Raw genomic sequence first — 17957 nt, 5'->3', positions numbered from 1 at the left:
CTACCTCCCAAGCCACAACTGTCATTCAGTAGAAACGAAAAAACTTACTTGACACCCTTCGCCAGCCCCATTATCATGGTACTGAAGGTATTCATTTATCTTCAATCTGTGCAGATTAAATGACAACAGTATTACGTAATTGGCGTCTTATTTTTAATTTTTTGCACTATGCACACTTTACGTCTTCACAACATTTCTGGGTTTTTACCTATATAAGCTGAAACGCGCTTATAAAGCGTTTAAGACAGTATAGTACGCCAATTTGCAGGATTAGAGAGTGACAACTAGCTAATACGGGATATCTTTTGCCTTTTTTTCTACTTAGTAAATTTCTTAAACATTTAAACTAAGGTGAGTTGCATTTAAAATGCAGCTAAATTGCAGTGTTTAAGACTTAAAAAACGCCAATGTTTTTAAATAGATATTAGCCGGGGCTTCTTTTGTCTTTTTTTTCTATTTGGTAAATTTCTTAATGTTTATGGCTAAACGACAACCGTCATCCCGCTACGTGTTAGCGGCTAAGAGATACTGCGGCGGTATGACGTAAAGCTCGCATTAGCTATACTTTTATGCTCACCAACTTAGCTGGATCCAAGTAGCCAAGCTACTTGGATCTGCAAATTGCAATGTTCGTACAGCTGCGTGCTTGACACTGGGATTTAGTGCAGCTACCCTAAACTGGAAGCTCATCTTGCTATTTTTGGCTGAAAGGAACACATTTTTAGAATAATGAAAACAATCAGCACTTTAATTCAAGAAGGATCGGAGTTATTATCGTCACATAAAGTTGAATCACCACATTTGGATTGTGAAATCATCATGCAGCACGTACTTGGAGTGGAAAGATCATTCATAATTATGAACCATGCTGATCAAGTGCCGATGGAGAAAGAACTTTTATTTTGGAAGTTAACAAAAAAAAGAGCGGAAAGATATCCAATATCGCAAATAATAGGTAATCGTGAATTCTGGAGTAAAAATTTTATAGTTAACCAGCATGTTTTAGATCCAAGGCCAGATAGTGAAACAATAATCCTAGCAGTGTTAAAATATTACCCAAACAAAAAACAGAAACTAAAAATTGCAGATTTTGGTACAGGCACAGGTTGTTTATTGATATCCGTACTTAGTGAGTATGAATATGCTGTTGGCGTCGGTTTTGAAAAAAGCTTGGAAGCATATAAAGTTGCCTATCAGAACACAAAAAAACATGATCTTCTCAGCAGAGCCAAAATATTTCCAAGTTCGTGGACAGAGTGCAGAGGTTCATTCGATCTTATAATCAGTAATCCTCCATATATTAAAAGAAGCAAATTGAAAGACTTGCAAGCTGAAGTGCAAAAGGAACCAAGAATTGCCCTTGATGGTGGTATTGATGGTTTGAGCTGTTACTTGAGCATTTTTCCAATATTAAGGAGGTGCCTTAAAAAAAATGGGTTTGCGATATTGGAGATAGGTGAAGATCAAAGCAATATTGACAAAATAATCCCCTCATACGAATTAGCTTTTCAGGAATATGTATATGACTTAACGGGAATGAAGAGATGCATTGTTATGCAAAAAACATAGCTAATGTTTTCTTGTATTATCTCCTTCATCCCATATTATCCTATGTCATCCCAGTACCCTTTACCTCGTCATCCCAGTGCGTGACACTGGGATCTATATTTAACTAGATCCTATGGTCAAGCCATAGGATGACAGGAACGGTTTTATGCATTTTTTAAAGGGCAACACGTTTAAGCTTTGCTGGCAAAATGGAAAGTAAGACCAGCCTCTATACCGTGTGTGTGAAATAGTTGATTACCTATATTTATTTCCTCAGTTATAGCTCTTTTCATAATGGTCCAAACGGGTTAAAATAAGAGTTTATAGTAGTGAAGGTAAGTATGCCAGCAGCATATAGTTATGATTTAAGAAAAAAAGCAATGGAAGTGCTAGACGAAGGGGAAAGCAGAGAAACGGTAGCAGCAAGATTTAAAATTGGAAGAACTACATTATGGGAGTGGCAGCAAAGAAAAAAAGAAACAGGAGATTTTCAGTCGAAAAAACTTGGAAATGGAGGTTATAATCACAAAATTACCGACTGGAATAAATTTACTGAATTTGCCAAAAAACATGGTGGAAAAACTCTATCGGAAATGGCTAAGCTTTGGAGTAATGTTAGTATCCCAACGATTCATCGAGCTCTTAAAAAAATTGGACTCACACGCAAAAAAAGACATATGGATACAAAGAAAGGAATGAAGAAAAACGTGCTGAATTTTTGAAAATTATAGCAACAAAAGAACCTCAAAACTTAGTATATATAGATGAATCTGGTATTGATAATACCGAAGACTATCCCTATGGATATTCTCAGAAAGGACAGCGGTTTTATGCTCTAAAATCTGGTAAAAAAATTCAACGAATCAGTATGATTGCAGCCTTAAACGGCAGAAAAATAGTTGTTCCGTTAACATTTGAAGGCCACTGTAATATGGATATCTTTAATAAATGGTTTGAGCAGTTCCTAACACCGATTTTGGAACCTGGACAAACTGTTATCCTTGATAATGCTACTTTTCATAAGTCTAATAAGATTACTGAACTTGCTAAAGGAGTTGGTGCAGAAATTTTATATCTACCGCCTTATTCTCCCGATTTTAACAAAATTGAGCATCATTGGTTTGCTATAAAAAACAGAGCTAGGAAAAACATTCCTCTATTCACATCTTTTCGTCATGCTGTTGATTCTGCTTTTCTATGAACTTTCCGGACTATTATGAAAAGAGCTATAATAGTGACGTTGTTTGTTATAAAAAATTTCTATGTATTCAAATATTGCAGTTCTAGTTTGTTGAGCAGAGTGTTGTGAAGTATCAATAAGTATTTCTCTTTTCAATGAGCTAAAGAAGCTTTCTGCAACAGAATTGTCGTAACAACAGCCTTTATTATTCATCTATATTCTTTACAGCTAAGAGATATTGATACCCTTGCGCAGTATATTGTGAACCTTGGTCACTGTGCAGCAGTAGATTTTTAACAGGTTTACGCCTATTAATGGCCATTAATAAAGAGTTCATAACCAATTGTTTATTTATTGCACTACTCATTAACTACCATACGTGAGAATTATTGCTGCCAAATATAGCCATCCCTCCTTGGTTTTGATGTAAGTAATCCCATACTTTATTTGGTTGATCAACAATAAAGTTTTGATCTGGTATATTGGGAGCTACAGCTCTATTATCTGTTTGTTGTTTTTTAATTTTAAACTTTCTTCTCAGTATAGCCCTGATGTCATTTTTCTGCATAATACTTTGCACCGTTTTCAAATTGCAACTTTTACCCAAAGCCTTCAATTCAGCATGAATTTTAGGAGCTCCATATCTACATTTAGAAACTTGATATATTTTTTGAATAGCTGCGAGTAGCTCTTTATTTGCTGATTCTCTACTGCTTATTTTTCTTGTGGTCCACTTATAGTAGCCACTAGCAGAAAATCCTACATAATTCCTGTACTTTATAGCAGTTACTATGCTCTTTTATAAAAAAATATTTTACTCTTTTTGACTGGCCAGGGCTTTTTTTTAAATGTCTCTTTCCCTTGTTACTCTTGCTAACTCTCTTTGTAAATCAAACCTCTCTTTGTCGTAAGGAGCCATGTTACCTCTACCTGGAAATGCATCTGCTGCCGACTTTTTTTCGTTGTGTTTCTTTATCCATTTTCCTAATAAACCACCCTTTATTCCTAAATCCTTTGCTATTTTTGTAATTGTTTGACCTGCCTTTCTTTGTTCATTTGCCAGTTTAACAGCTTCCAATTTGAATTCTGCTGTATATTCTCTTACCATTTCTAATCCTCCAAAATTTTATTTTACCAAAAAAAACTCTTTTCTTTCTCTCCACTTTTTCTGGGTAAGGTCACTATTTCTTAAGTAATTTACACTTCAGAGTTTATCTGCTTTAAAGTTTACTCTATTCTGTTTCAGCATTTGTCATAAATCCTTAATTATTTCTGACTTTTTAGTTCAGTTTTTAACCATTCTTTCCTTAACTTAATGGCAGTGACAATAAGCCTATCTATCATTCTGATGTGATTTCAGTTTTTTTTACATGCAAACTTTCTAATCCCACCTTGTAGTTAGGGTAAATTAGAGAGACATTAAGATCTTTTTTAATTTTAACATTACTTACTTTTTTTGATCCTAAATAAAAACTCTGTGCATAATCTGGTAGGGAAGAAGCCTTAATTGGTTCTGGAGGGCTAACATTGAGAAGTTTGGTCGCATATATTACCACTTCAGATTGTGTAGTGGGTAAATCGTCTGCACAATTGTATATTTCACCAGGTTTTATGTTTTGCATGGAAGAAAATAAAATATTCGATATATCTTCAACGTGAATACGAGAAAAAAAATGCCCTTCTTTTTTCACATTTCTTGCTTTGCCAAGCTGCAAGTCAATTAACACGTTCCTACCAGGACCGTATATTCCAGCTAAACGAAAAATATGTACAGGCAGTTTGCTATTCAGCCACCTCTTTTCAGATCTAAGGCGCTTTTCTCCTCTGATTTCTATAGGTTTTGTTTCAGATTCCTCATTCACCCAATTACCAGAGTGATCACCATAGACGCTAGTTGCAGACAAATAACCAAACCATTTAACATTTTGCAGGCAATCACCGTATCTCTCCACAACATCATCACCATCTGGAGGAATAGAAATTAAAACGTGCGTTGCGCTTTTAAGCAGATCTTGGCTAACCTTCTCATAATTAAAGAGGATTACATTTTGTATATCTTTACTTCTTGATGTGCCACTGACTTTCCAACCTAAGTTCAGTAATTTTTTCGATAAAAATTTAGCTACATATCCATAACCAAAGCAAAACAAGTGCATGAAAATTAATTTTTAAAATTCTTCTTGATAAATTCTACTCCTAATTTTATTCCCTCTTCATTAATAATATGCCCTAATGCATGAATTGGGTGTCCTTCAACATTTACTCCATTTTCTTTCAGAGCTTTAACCGCTAAGTCGAGGGACGAAAAAGGTACCACGTCGTCAGCATCACCATGGATAACACATATGTTAGGTTTTGACTTGATCTCTGGTGCAGTTTTTGAAGGTGAAAGAAATCTACCAGAGTATGCAACAACTGATGCACAGAATTGAGAGCGGGTGAGAGCTGTATGTATTGCAAGCATTGCTCCTTGAGAAAATCCAACTAAAGAAAGTTGCGTATCTTTTAAATTAAGCTCCTTTAATTTTGTATCAATGAAATGATTTACAATTGATGTAGCATTTTTTACTCCATTATATAGCGCTTCCTCACTACGATCTTCCAAGCTGAACCACTGATAACCATCACCTATTTCTCTTTCAAACGGAGCATTGGGTACTGCAAAATATGAACCCAGTAAAAACTTGCTCATAACTTTAACAAGGTGAATGAAATTATCGCCACTTGAGCCCCAACCATGTAAAAAAATAATCAAATTTTTCTTATTTCCGCCTGCACAAATTTCTGGGCCTTTAAGTTCAATCATTTCTTTTCCTTTTGCATTTATATTTTTATTTAACACTAATTTTCAAATTTGTAAAAACCCATGTGCAATTATGTACACTAGCTCAGTTATCTAAGTGGAGAAAGTCACCTCTCCCCACTCGACTTCAAAACCGGACTTGTGACTTTCACCACATCCGGCTTCTCTCTAACTTGGTGTTTGTCATACATACTTCTCCATGTAATTAACATTTCAAAGCTTGGTAAATTTGTTTTTATAGCTTAAATACAGCATTCTCTATATTACTAGGCTCTGTGGACAAAATTTTAGAGAAGCCATACAAGAGCTCCAACAAAATTGAGAAAACCCATAAAAACCTCAGCAGTTTTATCAAATCTGGAAAAAATGCGCCTAAAATTTTTAATTTTACCAAAAAAACACTCAATCAAATGACGTTCTTTGTAGATATGCTCATCGTAATACCTTTGCACTTTTCGATTCCGTTTTGGCGGAATAACTACTGTACATCCCTTGTCTTCAAGACTTGTAACAAAGGCATTGCTATCGTAGCCCTTGTCAGCTACTACAGTAGAGTTATAGATACTTTCGGTCAACACTTGTGCCTGCGTAATTTCATTTCTTTGACCAGGAGTCAGAGTAAATTTAAGTGGATTTCCAAGTGCATCGACAAGCGCATGTATTTTAGTTGTAAAGCCACCTTTGCTCCTCCCTAAAGCTTCTTGATCCTTGGAGTTTTTTGTATATCCAGATGAACATGGATGGGCTCGGATGATCGTACCGTCGATTATAGCAACTTCTAAATCAGGCTCTTGTTTAGTATATTCAAGCAATTTTTTCCAGACATCTCTTTCACACCATCTTTTAAATCGCTTATGTATACTCCTGTAATTACCATAAGTTTTTGGTAAAAGTCTCCATTGGCAACCACTTCGCACTATGTACCACACTGCCTCTATGAATATTCTTAAACGTTTTTCATTTTTGCTGTGCATTCCTTTTACGCTTTTTATGAACTCTAAAATTTGTTTCCAATTTTCCTCTTTGATGTAATATTGCATATGGTAGTTTCTCCATTTTTTACCTATTAGGCTAAACTACCATCTTTTTCTCTCTTTTCATATTTTTTGTCCACAGAGCCTAGGGAAGATGGAATTTAACCATCACAAAATCACGACTTTCGGGTCGCACTAACTGTACGAACATTTGTTTGCAAAGGCAGTATGTTAAGTGTTATAGCCGATTTTGCCTCAAACACAAAGGTGTCATCCCAGTGCCCAGACACTGGGATCCAGAAAAATTGTAAACAAACGCACTATACAACATTTTCGATCAAAAGCTGGATCCCAGTGTCAAGCACTGGGATGACACCATTTATTGTAAGGACTTACCTCACATTTACTCTATGGTCTTGCCGCTATCCTGAACAGATACGAATGAAAGTCTTTTTATATTTGTCTGAGCATCAAAGAGGTTTGATTGGTGTGATACGTTTTCTATCGCGCCTGGCTGCAGTGCCCAGCGTCAAGATCTGATGAACAATGTTCGCTTGCCAGCTTTCGCTTCAATATTTGCACAATTGTGCTAGATCCCCTGCATAACCTGCTTTAAAATTTCCTCCTGCTGCTGAGTGTGAACACTAACATAACCACATGCAGGAGATGCAGCAGCAGGTCTTGCGATACACTTAGGTCTTTTTGCTTGAATATTGAGATTGGATAACACTTCCTCTATCAATGGGTTGACAAAAAACCATCCTCCCATATTTTTTGGTTCTTCTTGACACCATATAATTTCAGCGTTCTCGTATTTCTCAAGTTCACTGCTTAGTTTATCGGCCGGAAACGGATAGAATTGCTCCAAACGTATTACTGCTATATCGTTTATTTTTTGTGCTTCACATACTTCAATTATGTCGTAGTAAACTTTACCACTGCATATTACAACTTTACGTATTTTATCATTTAGAACCAAATCTGTTCTATATTCTGGGATTACCGTGAGGAATTTTCCTTCAAAGTCAGATAGGTTAGAAACTGCTCTTTTATGACGCAATAGTGATTTAGGTGTAAACACTACTAAAGACTTGCGAAAGTCTCTGTGGATTTGCCTGCGTAAAGCATGAAAATAATTTGCTGGAGTAGAGCAATTAACAACTTGCATGTTATCTTCTGCGCAGAGTTGCAAAAATCTCTCTATACGCGCGGAGCTATGCTCAGGTCCCTGTCCTTCATAACCATGAGGCAGCAACAAAACTAGACCGCTTGATCGCAACCACTTTGTTTCTGCAGATGCAATAAACTGGTCGATCATAATTTGTGCACCATTTGCAAAATCACCAAATTGTCCTTCCCAGAGCACCAGTGAATATGGGGAATCAAGGCTATATCCATATTCAAAGCCCATTACAGCATACTCTGATAAAGCGCTATCTATGACCTCAAAGTGAGCTTGCTTTTCATTTATATTGTTTAGCGGAATAAACGCTTCTTCTGTTACCTGATCAACAAGCCTTGAATGACGGTGCGAGAAAGTTCCACGACCAGAGTCTTGTCCTGATAAACGCACTCCTATTCCTTCTGTGAGCAGTGATGCAAACGCAAGACTTTCGGCAGTTGCCCAGTCTATATTACTACCGGAATTTATGCTGTCTATTCTGCCATCAAGTATTTTTCTAACCTTATTGTTAATGTTAAAGCTACTTGGGATGTTGCTATTTATATGTACACCTAATTTTTTCAACTCATCTGGCGGAACACCAGAATCTGTATAGTATTCGCTCAAATCGTTCAACCTTGCCTTTCTTAATTTTGACCATACTCCACAAAACCAGTCAGCTTTTTTTGGAGTATAAGCCGCTGATTCAGCAAGACTTTTATCCAATCTTGCCCTGAACTCACTGCGCAATTTATTTACCTCATCACCACTTAATACTTTCTCTGCGATCAACTTCTCTTCATACAGTGTTCCTGGAGTTTTATGCTTTGATATTACCTTATACATGAGTGGCTGAGTGAAATTCGGTTCATCACCTTCATTATGGCCATATTTGCGGTAACATATTATGTCAATCACTACGTCCTTTTTAAATTTCTGCCTATATTCCATCGCCAGACTTGTAGCAAAACTCACAGCTTCTGGGTTATCTCCATTAACGTGAAACACTGGAGCTTCTATTGATTTTGCTACATCAGTACAGTAAAAAGAGGATCGCGCACAACACGGATTAGCAGTAAAACCAACTTGGTTATTAATAACAATGTGCACAATGCCATCTACCTTATAACCTTCAATATTGCTTAAGGTTAGAGTTTCAGCAACCACTCCTTGGCCGATGAAAGCCGCATCACCATGAATTGATATGCCAAGCACAGATCTTATATTCTGTTTTGCTCTTATTCTTCCAGCCAAAACCGGATTTACCGCTTCAAGGTGAGATGGATTAGGGCATAAACTTAAATGTATTTTCTTACCACCGGCGAGTGTTTGATCAGAAGAGTAACCAAGGTGATATTTAACATCACCGGACACCTCAAGACCACCTGGATATGCAAGATTGCCTTGAAATTCAGATAGCATTGCCGCATATTCTTTGCCCATAACTTTGGTTAGAATATTGAGTCGTCCGCGGTGAGCCATGCCAAGAACTATTTCTTCAATACTAAAAGCTGCAGAATCACTAATGATTCTCTCAATTGCAACGATAGCTGATTCCCCACCTTCGATAGAAAAACGTTTATATCCAGGAAATTTCATATGAAGAAATTGCTCGAACATCTCAGATTCAATTAAGTGCCTCAGTATTTCCTTTTTATCTTGTGAACTCAGCGTATAGGTTTGATTTTCGATCTTTTCCTGCAGCCACATCCTCTCCTCATAAGAGGAGATATGCATAAATTCAAAACCGATGTTCTTGCAGTAAATATCTCTATAGATTCCAGCGTCACTTGCCGGATATAGATTCGAATATTTCTGATAATCTACTTCCTTATTCACATTGGGTGATAACGGATTAAGATCCGCAAAAAAATGACCGTAAGATCTGAAAAAATTTGCTAAACTAGAAACTGAATCATCCACCTTAGTTACATGTTGTGCACCGCAGGTCTCCGCTTTATTAACTTCTAAATTGCTTGAAAAAATTCTATACCAATCCTCCCCGATTGATTTATCACCCTGCAAATAACGGCTATACATTTCTTCCACAAATTCTGCATTATCACCATAAAGGCAGCTTAAACTCGACATAATTACTATATAAGATATCAAACACTTATAAGTATAACTTAAGTTTTTTAAAAAAGAACTCCTTTCGTTTCTAATTATTAAGTTGCACTTACAACTATTGTAATATGGCACAAATTACATAGCAAATAGTGTCATCCCAGTGCGTGAAGGTGGAATCTAGTTTCACTTTATTATGGTGTCATCCGAGTAGCCGACACTTGGATCCAGATTGCATACTGAGTTGGTGAGTATAAAAGTATAGCTTCTACGTCATACCGTGATTCATTCGCGGTATCTCATCAGCTAACACGTAGCGGGATGACGATTGTCGGTGAACCTAAGTTACTTTAGCCATAAATATTTAAGAAATTTACCAAACGAAAAAAAAGGTAAAAAAATCCCGTGGTGCTGGTTTTGACTCTCTAATACTGTAAATTGGTGCTGTAATAATGTGCTGACGCTTAGTTTAAGCGCGGTTTGGCTGAATGTAGAAAAAATTTAAAAGACATGCAGCCGCTATAATTTTATGTAATCTGCCAAAAAATGCCCTAAGTTTTTTACTGAATTTTGTCATTGAGCCTGCAGGTCAAAAACAAGTTTTGAGTCATAAATACCCTTAATGCCATAATAAGGGGGCTGGCAAAATGTGTCAAGTAAGTTTTGCATTTAATCCGTTTCTATGAGCCACTTGGATGACGAGGAAGGAGCACTTACATATTTATGGCAACCTCTTACCTCCGCTCAAAAAGTTTTTCAATATCACTGAGTTTCATTTCTATATAAGTTGGTCTTCCGTGGTTGCATTGCCCGGAATATGGGGTTTTTTCCATTTGTCTCAGCAGCTCATTCATTTCATCTAACCTCATTTTTCTACCCGCTCTAATTGATCCATGACAAGCAATAGTGGCCAATATTTTGTTCACTTTATCTTCTACTGGCAATGTATCTTCTATTTCCGTTAATCTATCGACTATATTAATTAGCATCTCTTTCACATCTATTGCTCCCAAAATTGCAGGGATTTCTTTTACTATCACTTTATTCTCTGATTTGATTTCAATATCAAAACCCATTTCAAATAACTTATCTTTATAGATTTCAATCATCTCCATTCCGGCTTGATTTTTGATTTCAACCATTTCAGGAAGAAGTAGTTTTTGTCTTTTTATACTTGATTTTTGTTTTAAGCATTCATATACTAGCCTTTCGTGGGCTGCATGCTGGTCGACTATAATCAATTTGTCTCTTACCTCTGCAATAATGTAAGTATTATAGACCTGACAGCGTGCAAACCCGAGCGGGTGGCTCTCTATCAAATCAACTTGCTCTAACACCTTTTTTTCTAGAACCATAGTCTCCGCTTGTGATGGAAATTTCTGTATGCCGGTATAATCAAACGATTTTGACTGTTCTGATAAGCCTTTTGCTTTTTCATTTGGAGAAGCAAATTCTTTTATTAGTTGATTTTTAAAAGGACTTGGTCTTTTTTCATAAAATTCCTTTTGAACATTAGGTTTATCAAAAGGATCCGGCAATGTTGAATCCATTTTCTGGTCATGCGCTGGAAAAGTGCCTATCCTTCTTGACAATGCTTTAATTAATCCTCTTGTCATTATCTCATATATGAGCTTCTTATTCTGAAACCTTACTTCTGACTTATTTGGATGCACATTTACATCTACTTGATCATAAGGTATCTCTAAATGTAACGCTGCGAAAGGATACCTATCGCTTGGAATAAAATCATGATATGCATACCTAACTGCGCCAATAAGTAGATTATCTTTGATTGGCCTTCCATTAACAAACGTATAGATCTGAGTTGACTTACCACGATTGACGGTCGGTTTACAGATGTGTCCCGTAAGTTTAATGCCGTCTTCTTCATTAATCTCCAGAGAACTGCCCTGAAATTTTTCTTCTACTTCACACAATCTATGAAATAACGAAGTCTGCTTAGCGTATTTTAAGAGCTTTTTATTACCTGAAGTGAGAGTAAACCCTATATGATAGTTAATTATTGCTAGGTTGTTTACAATATCAAAAATGCTTTGAGTTTCTGCTCTTTCAGTTTTTAGAAATTTTAGTCTATTTGGAGTGGCAAAAAATAAATCTCGTACTTCAATATGTGTGCCTTGTGATAAAGAGTAAGGAGTTTGCTCCCCTATTTTCTCTCCACCCTCATAACTTATAGACCATGCTTCATTTGCTTCTCTTGCCTTAGACGATAATTTTATCCTACTTACTGCTGCTATTGAAGGCAGAGCTTCTCCTCTAAAGCCAAGATGCTTGATTTCTATCAACTCATTGTCGCTCAATTTTGAAGTAGCATGGCGCATAAACGCAAGTTCTAAATCGTTTTTTTCTACTCCGTTACCATCATCTGTCACAATAATAAGGTTACGCCCACCACTTTCTATTTTAATCTCTATTTCTAAACTTCCAGCATCTATTGCATTTTCCACTAATTCCTTTACTACACTTGCTGGCCTTTCTATCACCTCCCCCGCTGCTATACGGTTTATGGTTTTTGTGTCTAAAAGAATTATTGCCATAGATTTATTATGAAACTGGTTTTTCTTTTACTTCTTTGGTCTGTTTCTCTCTCCACTTTTTTAACCTACCTGCAATTTCACTGTTGGAAATTGACAATATAGATACGGCAGTAATGGCAGCATTATATGCTCCATTTTCTCCTATAGACATGGTTGCAACTGGAACACCCTTTGGCATTTGAACTATAGAGAGTAGACTGTCCAGCCCATTTAATTGTTTACTATGCACAGGAACGCCGATAACTGGTAAACAAGTTAGTGACGCAACCATACCAGGTAAATGAGCTGCACCTCCTGCACCAGCTATAATAACCTTAAAACCTTCTTCTTGTGCAGATTTAGCAAAATTGAAGAGCCTTTCTGGTGTTCTATGTGCAGATATTATGAATATATCATGTGAAACTTCTAATGCTTTTAACATATCAACAGTATGGACCATAGTGGTGTAATCTGACTCACTTCCCATAATAACAGCAACATCTTTTTTTATTTTTGTCATATTCAACACAATTTTACTTACTAACTAAATAATGTTCCAGCTAAAAAGCAACAAATATTTAAATTATATTATAAATATAATATATAGAATTCTCGTTAAAATAGAAATTTTAAAAATTTAAATAAATATTTATATTAAGATATAGAGATATAAACTTCTTATGTAAGATAAATTTATAAAATAATTATTTTTGTATTTCAAGCTTTGTAATCTTAGCTTGTTCTTTCTATAAATGGTTTTTTCAGATAGACTGATGGTAAAATGGTAATTTAAAATTACTAGAAATTTGATAAAAATATTAATATATAATCAACTTAAAGTTTTAAATATTGATATCATATAATTATTGACAAGTTACATGATATTAATATCTTGGTATATTAAATATTATGTTATAATGTTTAATAAAGTTAATTGATATGTGAGTGTAAGAATTATGGAAATAATATCGTTAAATAACTTAGACAGTGCAGGAATAAAAACAAAGTTGCTTTATATAATAAATAAAATTATAGAAAAAAATGCTTGGACTCAGGCTTTTGCAGCTGAGAAACTTGGTATTGATCAGCCAAAGGTATCGCAAATTAAAAATGGTAAAATAGATGGTTTTTCTTTAGAGCGATTGTTAGGATTTCTAAAAAAACTTGATCATGAGATAACAATCACGATGACAGAAAGCCAAGAAATAAAATCTGAGGCAGAAAAAGTAAAACATGAAGTTGAATCGCAATAGATACAAAGTTGACAACTTGTTTTTTGTGATATAGTATAAAACTTATTAAGGTAGTATCTTATGGCTGAGTCTATTGTAGAAAAGTGTATAGAACGGGTAAGTAACCGTTTCAAATTGGTTCTGTTGGCAAGTCAAAGAACACATGATTTAAATACAGGGGCAAGTAATCCAATTCAAGCAGCTAAGTTTAAAGGTCATAAAAATACCATAGTTTCCTTACATGAAATAGCAGGAAAACAGGTGGATACTCATGAGCTGTTTAGTCTTTTGGTAGGTAGATGCAAGGAATACATGAAAGGAAATATGAATAATGTTTACAGCAGTAATACAAGTAAGCTAGCGAATTTATTAAATTTTTCTGATAACACAGATCTTGATGCAAGTCAAGAAAGCCAAGATTATGAAGTGGATGGTGAAATAGATGATGAAATAAATGATCAAGATGGCGATGAAGAAGTATCCGTTTAGAAATCTACTGAAGTTACATAGTCTTTAAATGATTTGCATTGCTATCTATACACTGTTGTTCTGTATGAGTGTAATGTTGTGTTGCATAGTGTCTAAGTCAAATGATGTGTACAATAAGGTTTTAGCGTTCAATAATTTCTCAACGCAAGTAGTTGTACTTATAACAGCAATATCAATCATTCTGAATAATTTTTTTTTAATTGATATAGCATTGTTGTATGCTAGCGTTAGCTTTATATCAACTATAGCACTAATGAGATTAATGTTGTTTTGATAATTTATGATAGGATCCATTTTCATATTTTTAGGTATTTGTTTGATAATTATTTCAAATATAGAGGTGATCAGATTTCCTGATTTCTATACTAGGTTATATGCAGCAGGTATTACAGATTCTAGCGGTGCAACGTTATTGTTAATTGGTTTTGCTTTGCAGAATGGATTTTCAATCAATACTGTTAAAATAGTATTATTAATTTTTATAATATGGGTAGCTAACTCAACTAATAGCTATATTTTAGCGCGCACTCATTATAAAGTTAAGAAAAAAACTGTTAAAGAAGGCTAAGGTGTTAGAAATATTAAATGTAGTGTTACTTTTGTTGTTACTAACAGTTACGGTTTTTATAGTTTTCTCGCAACATTTAGTCGTAAGTGCTGTTCTAATGTGTGTATTTAGTTCACTGATTGCGCTTATATACTTAATTATGAATGCACCTGATGTTGCAATTACTGAAGCTTCTGTTGGTGCGGGGCTCAGTACAGTTTTTACGTTTGCAGCACTCTCCTTGATAAAGAATCATAAAGTAAATCTATCTCATAACCCTATAACGCTTTTTTTTATGTTATTTCTGGCTGTATGTTTGTCATATTTTATGATTCAATTGCCAGATTTTGGCAGCCACAATGCTCCGATCCACTTGCATGTTGCTCCTTATTATGTGGAAAATACCGAAAAAGCTACCGGTATTCCTAATATAGTGACAGCTATTTTGGCAAGCTTTCGTGGTTATGACACGTTTGGAGAAACTATAGTAGTTTTTACTGCTGCGCTTTGTATAACGTTGATATTAAAAGAAGAAAAAGAAAATGATTAAAGATCCGATATTAAATGCAGTAACATTTTTGATGATACCTTTTATCATTTTATTTGGTTTATACATACAATTTCACGGTGATTATACTCCGGGTGGAGGTTTTCAAGCAGGGATAATTATTGCCTCCGGGATAATATTATATTCAATGCTATTTGGTGTATCTACAACTCTAAAAGCAATACCTTATTCTGTGATTAGATTGACTGACGTGTTAGGTATTTTAATTTATGGAGGAACGGGCGTTGCAACAACTTTACTTGGCCAAAATTTTTTATCTTATGATATCTTGTTAACCAATAATAGAACCGGTCAAAAATTAGGTATTTTTTTGGTGGAATTAGGTGTAGCATTTACTGTCTGCTCCTCTATGTTAATTATATATATAAATTTTGCTCGTAGGAAAAAACAATGACTTTATATAATTATACGATTATTATTGTATTAATGGTGCTAGGTTTATACATTATTATAAACGATAAAAATTTAATCAAGAAAATGATAGGGGTAAGCGTCTTCCAAGCATCTGTTTTGTTATTTTACATATCTCTAGGATATATAAAAAGTTCCTTGCCTCCTATATTGGTTTCAAATTTTTATTCATATAGCAATCCTGTACCCCATGTTTTAATGCTTACTGCTATAGTGGTTGGAATTGCAACATTTTCAGTTGGATTATCCATAGCAGTAAAAATGGAAGAAAAGTATGGAACAATTGATTAAGACAAGTGTACATAAATTAACAGTATCTTAAACTATATGAAGTAACAAATAGCCACAAGTTAAAAGTAAAATTATAGACTTGCTCGTTGTAAGTTTGTTTGTTAATAAGAAATAAAATTATAAACTATAAAGGTAATGATGTCAACTATTAATGATGCAGAAGATAAGAAAAAAATTATCAAAGATCTGGTAACTAAGAGTATAAAAAAGGGTGGTTTTATCACCTTTGATGATATAAATGATAAATTATCAGATGAAAATTTTTCGTCTGACTTTATAGATGATGCTATATCTTTATTGCAGGATTCCGGAATTAATGTGCTTGAAAGTAGCGAAGATGAAGAAGATATTCCTTCCAACAGTGATGATAGTAAACTTGATGATGATGACACATCGCCAAATGTTACTGCAACTTTAGTACAAAATGATGATCCAGTGAGGATTTATTTACAAGACATGAGCTCCGTAAAGCTTTTATCAAGGGCAGATGAAATCGAGATAGCAAAAAAAATTGAATCTGAAAAGCATAACATGTTACGTGCAATAATTGAAACATCAGTAACATTAAAGGTGATAAAAGTATGGCGTGATGATTTAAGTAATGGAGCTCTCTTACTGAGAGAAATTATAGATCTGGATGCAATTTATAACTCTGATTTTAATGTGGTACCCAAAGAAGAAAGTGAAGAGAGTGAAGAAAGTGCTGAAGATGTTGAGGATTCTGAGGATGTTTCTGAAGATGCTGAGTACTGTAGTGATGATGAGAAAGATAGTAAAAAAAGCGATGATGAGAAAGACGGTAATAATGAAGATATAAGTTCAGTCAATTTAAATGTTTCTATTCTTGAAATGGAAAGTGACTTATTGCCAAAGGTCATAGTTGCATTGGATGAGATAATTACTTTAACAAATGAAGCGTTGATATTAAGAAAAAATTCTAAAAATTTCTCTAATGAGCTAGAAAATTTGTATAATCAAATATGGTCTATAGCATTACAAATTAAGTTAAGTGATGCTGCTGTTGCCAGAATTACACAAGAACTTTATAAGATAAATAGATCCATTACGCTTGAAGAGGCTAATCTTATTGCTGAGGCTAGAAAATACGATATCGATAGAGAAAGTTTCTATAAAGTTTATGATGACGTGCTTTTAAAGCACGAATTGAAAAAGATAAGTCTTTTAAAGATCAATGAAAATCAGTCCTCTTTTACAGGTGAATTAAAAAACAAATTTTTAAGGTTTATAGACGATAACTCTGAACATATAGCTAGTACCTTGAACGGTATTAAGCAGCATATACAGGAAGATAACGTACAAGAATTTAAGGAGCTAATCAGGAGAATACAAAAACACGAACGAGAAGTCTCTGAAGCAAAGCAAGAGATGATTAAGGCTAACTTAAGGCTAGTAGTTTCCATTGCTAAGAAGTATTCAAAAAGAGGCCTTGATCTGCTTGATTTGATACAAGAAGGCAATATTGGTCTTATGAAGGCCGTGGATAAGTTTGATTACAAACGTGGATATAAATTTTCAACTTATGGCACTTGGTGGGTAAGACAATCAATCACTAGGGCAATACCTGAGCAGTCTAAAGTAGTTAGAATACCAGTTCATATGGTGGAAATTATCAGTAAAATCAACAGAGCATTAAGAAAGATGACTCATGAGATGGGAAGAGAGCCGACGTTAGAGGAATTGAGTGTAGAACTGACAATGCCACTGGAAAGAATACGCAAAGTTATGAAAATAGCAAGGGATCCAGTAAGTCTTGAAGCTCCAACAGGAAAAGATGATAGTAGTACCTTTGGTGATTGTATAGAAGACAAGCGAGTCTCCAGGCCAGAGGATGCTGCAATACTTGCTGACTTGCGTGGCATTACAACCAATGTTCTTGCAACTTTAACGCCAAAGGAAGAAAGAATTTTAAGAATGCGTTTTGGCCTTGGTAAAGATGGGAAGGAACATACCTTAGAAGAAGTAGGAAAAATTTTTAATGTAACACGTGAGAGAATTAGGCAAATAGAGGCAAAAGCACTGCGCAAGTTGAAACATCCAAGCCGTGCTAGAAAACTTAGAGGGTTCTTTTAAGTATACGTGTCAAGTTAAGAAGAAGCTGATTTTGCCCGGAAAAAGTGGAGAGCAAGT

At 34.9% G+C, this 17957-nt stretch carries 16 protein-coding genes and 1 pseudogene; 10 read left to right on the top strand and 7 right to left on the bottom strand.

Annotated features, from left to right (window positions below; all coding sequences use genetic code 11):
* Window positions 1-729: 729 nt before the first annotated feature.
* Complete coding sequence (gene prmC / locus OOK85_RS07560; RefSeq protein ID WP_264703172.1) at window positions 730-1569, top strand: peptide chain release factor N(5)-glutamine methyltransferase; 840 nt, start codon at window positions 730-732, stop codon at window positions 1567-1569.
* A gap of 320 nt (window positions 1570-1889) precedes the next feature.
* Window positions 1890-2749, top strand: a protein-coding gene (locus tag OOK85_RS07555; protein WP_264702431.1) for an IS630 family transposase whose coding sequence is annotated in 2 segments (ribosomal slippage) — window positions 1890-2214 and window positions 2214-2749 — 861 coding nt in all. Because the reading frame shifts where the segments join, the coding sequence is not laid out codon by codon here.
* Here the strand turns inward: OOK85_RS07555 and OOK85_RS08050 are convergent.
* The 7 genes and pseudogenes from OOK85_RS08050 to purE all read right to left on the bottom strand — a co-directional run bounded on the left by OOK85_RS08050 (window position 2744) and on the right by purE (window position 12791).
* Window positions 2744-3836: pseudogene (locus OOK85_RS08050) on the bottom strand (IS3 family transposase). The gene OOK85_RS07555 and the pseudogene OOK85_RS08050 overlap by 6 nt on opposite strands.
* A gap of 232 nt (window positions 3837-4068) precedes the next feature.
* Window positions 4069-4884 carry an SDR family oxidoreductase gene (locus OOK85_RS07535; protein ID WP_264703169.1) on the bottom strand — a complete coding sequence of 272 codons (816 nt, stop codon included), beginning with the start codon at window positions 4882-4884 and terminating at the stop codon, window positions 4069-4071.
* 5 nt (window positions 4885-4889) lie between these two features.
* Window positions 4890-5534 (bottom strand): alpha/beta hydrolase, encoded by a 645-nt coding sequence (locus OOK85_RS07530; RefSeq protein ID WP_319803679.1) that lies wholly within the window; start codon window positions 5532-5534, stop codon window positions 4890-4892.
* Between the two features lie 284 nt (window positions 5535-5818).
* Entirely contained in the window at window positions 5819-6571 is a 753-nt protein-coding gene (locus OOK85_RS07525; protein WP_264702263.1) for an IS5 family transposase, read from the bottom strand.
* Between the two features lie 523 nt (window positions 6572-7094).
* Complete coding sequence (locus OOK85_RS07520) at window positions 7095-9758, bottom strand: 2-oxoglutarate dehydrogenase E1 component (protein ID WP_264703165.1); 2664 nt, start codon at window positions 9756-9758, stop codon at window positions 7095-7097.
* 710 nt (window positions 9759-10468) lie between these two features.
* Entirely contained in the window at window positions 10469-12292 is a 1824-nt protein-coding gene (mutL, locus tag OOK85_RS07515) for a DNA mismatch repair endonuclease MutL (protein WP_264703164.1), read from the bottom strand.
* Between the two features lie 7 nt (window positions 12293-12299).
* Window positions 12300-12791, bottom strand: a complete 492-nt coding sequence (gene purE, locus OOK85_RS07510) for a 5-(carboxyamino)imidazole ribonucleotide mutase (protein WP_006280351.1) — start codon at window positions 12789-12791, stop codon at window positions 12300-12302.
* Between the two features lie 436 nt (window positions 12792-13227).
* On the opposite strand from purE, the gene OOK85_RS07505 reads away from it, so the two are divergent.
* The 8 genes from OOK85_RS07505 to rpoD all read left to right on the top strand — a co-directional run bounded on the left by OOK85_RS07505 (window position 13228) and on the right by rpoD (window position 17900).
* A complete protein-coding gene (locus OOK85_RS07505) occupies window positions 13228-13524 on the top strand; it encodes a helix-turn-helix domain-containing protein (RefSeq protein WP_010081926.1) in 297 nt (98 codons plus the stop codon).
* A 60-nt stretch (window positions 13525-13584) separates the two neighbouring features.
* Complete coding sequence (gene rpoZ / locus OOK85_RS07500) at window positions 13585-13992, top strand: DNA-directed RNA polymerase subunit omega (protein WP_007548528.1); 408 nt, start codon at window positions 13585-13587, stop codon at window positions 13990-13992.
* Between the two features lie 28 nt (window positions 13993-14020).
* Window positions 14021-14266, top strand: coding sequence for a monovalent cation/H+ antiporter complex subunit F (locus tag OOK85_RS07495; RefSeq protein WP_007548527.1), 246 nt, complete (start codon window positions 14021-14023; stop codon window positions 14264-14266).
* 6 nt (window positions 14267-14272) lie between these two features.
* The gene (locus tag OOK85_RS07490; protein WP_264703158.1) at window positions 14273-14560 is read left to right on the top strand and encodes a monovalent cation/H(+) antiporter subunit G; all 288 of its coding nucleotides are present in this window, start codon (window positions 14273-14275) and stop codon (window positions 14558-14560) included.
* 1 nt (window position 14561) lies between these two features.
* Window positions 14562-15089: a DUF4040 domain-containing protein gene (locus OOK85_RS07485; RefSeq protein ID WP_006280630.1), complete on the top strand. Its 528-nt coding sequence runs from the start codon at window positions 14562-14564 to the stop codon at window positions 15087-15089.
* On the top strand, window positions 15082-15501 hold the full coding sequence (locus OOK85_RS07480; protein ID WP_264703155.1) for a Na(+)/H(+) antiporter subunit B: 420 nt from the start codon (window positions 15082-15084) through the stop codon (window positions 15499-15501). Before OOK85_RS07485 ends, OOK85_RS07480 begins: the two co-directional genes overlap by 8 nt.
* Complete coding sequence (locus OOK85_RS07475) at window positions 15498-15809, top strand: cation:proton antiporter subunit C (RefSeq protein WP_264703154.1); 312 nt, start codon at window positions 15498-15500, stop codon at window positions 15807-15809. Before OOK85_RS07480 ends, OOK85_RS07475 begins: the two co-directional genes overlap by 4 nt.
* Before the next feature lie 138 nt (window positions 15810-15947).
* A complete protein-coding gene (gene rpoD, locus OOK85_RS07470) occupies window positions 15948-17900 on the top strand; it encodes an RNA polymerase sigma factor RpoD (protein WP_264703152.1) in 1953 nt (650 codons plus the stop codon).
* Window positions 17901-17957: the final 57 nt, after the last annotated feature.

It is taken from the genome of Wolbachia endosymbiont (group A) of Volucella inflata (assembly GCF_947250665.1).
In the GTDB taxonomy this organism is placed as follows: Bacteria; Pseudomonadota; Alphaproteobacteria; order Rickettsiales; family Anaplasmataceae; genus Wolbachia; species Wolbachia pipientis.
This window is presented reverse-complemented; position numbering and strand designations above follow the sequence as displayed.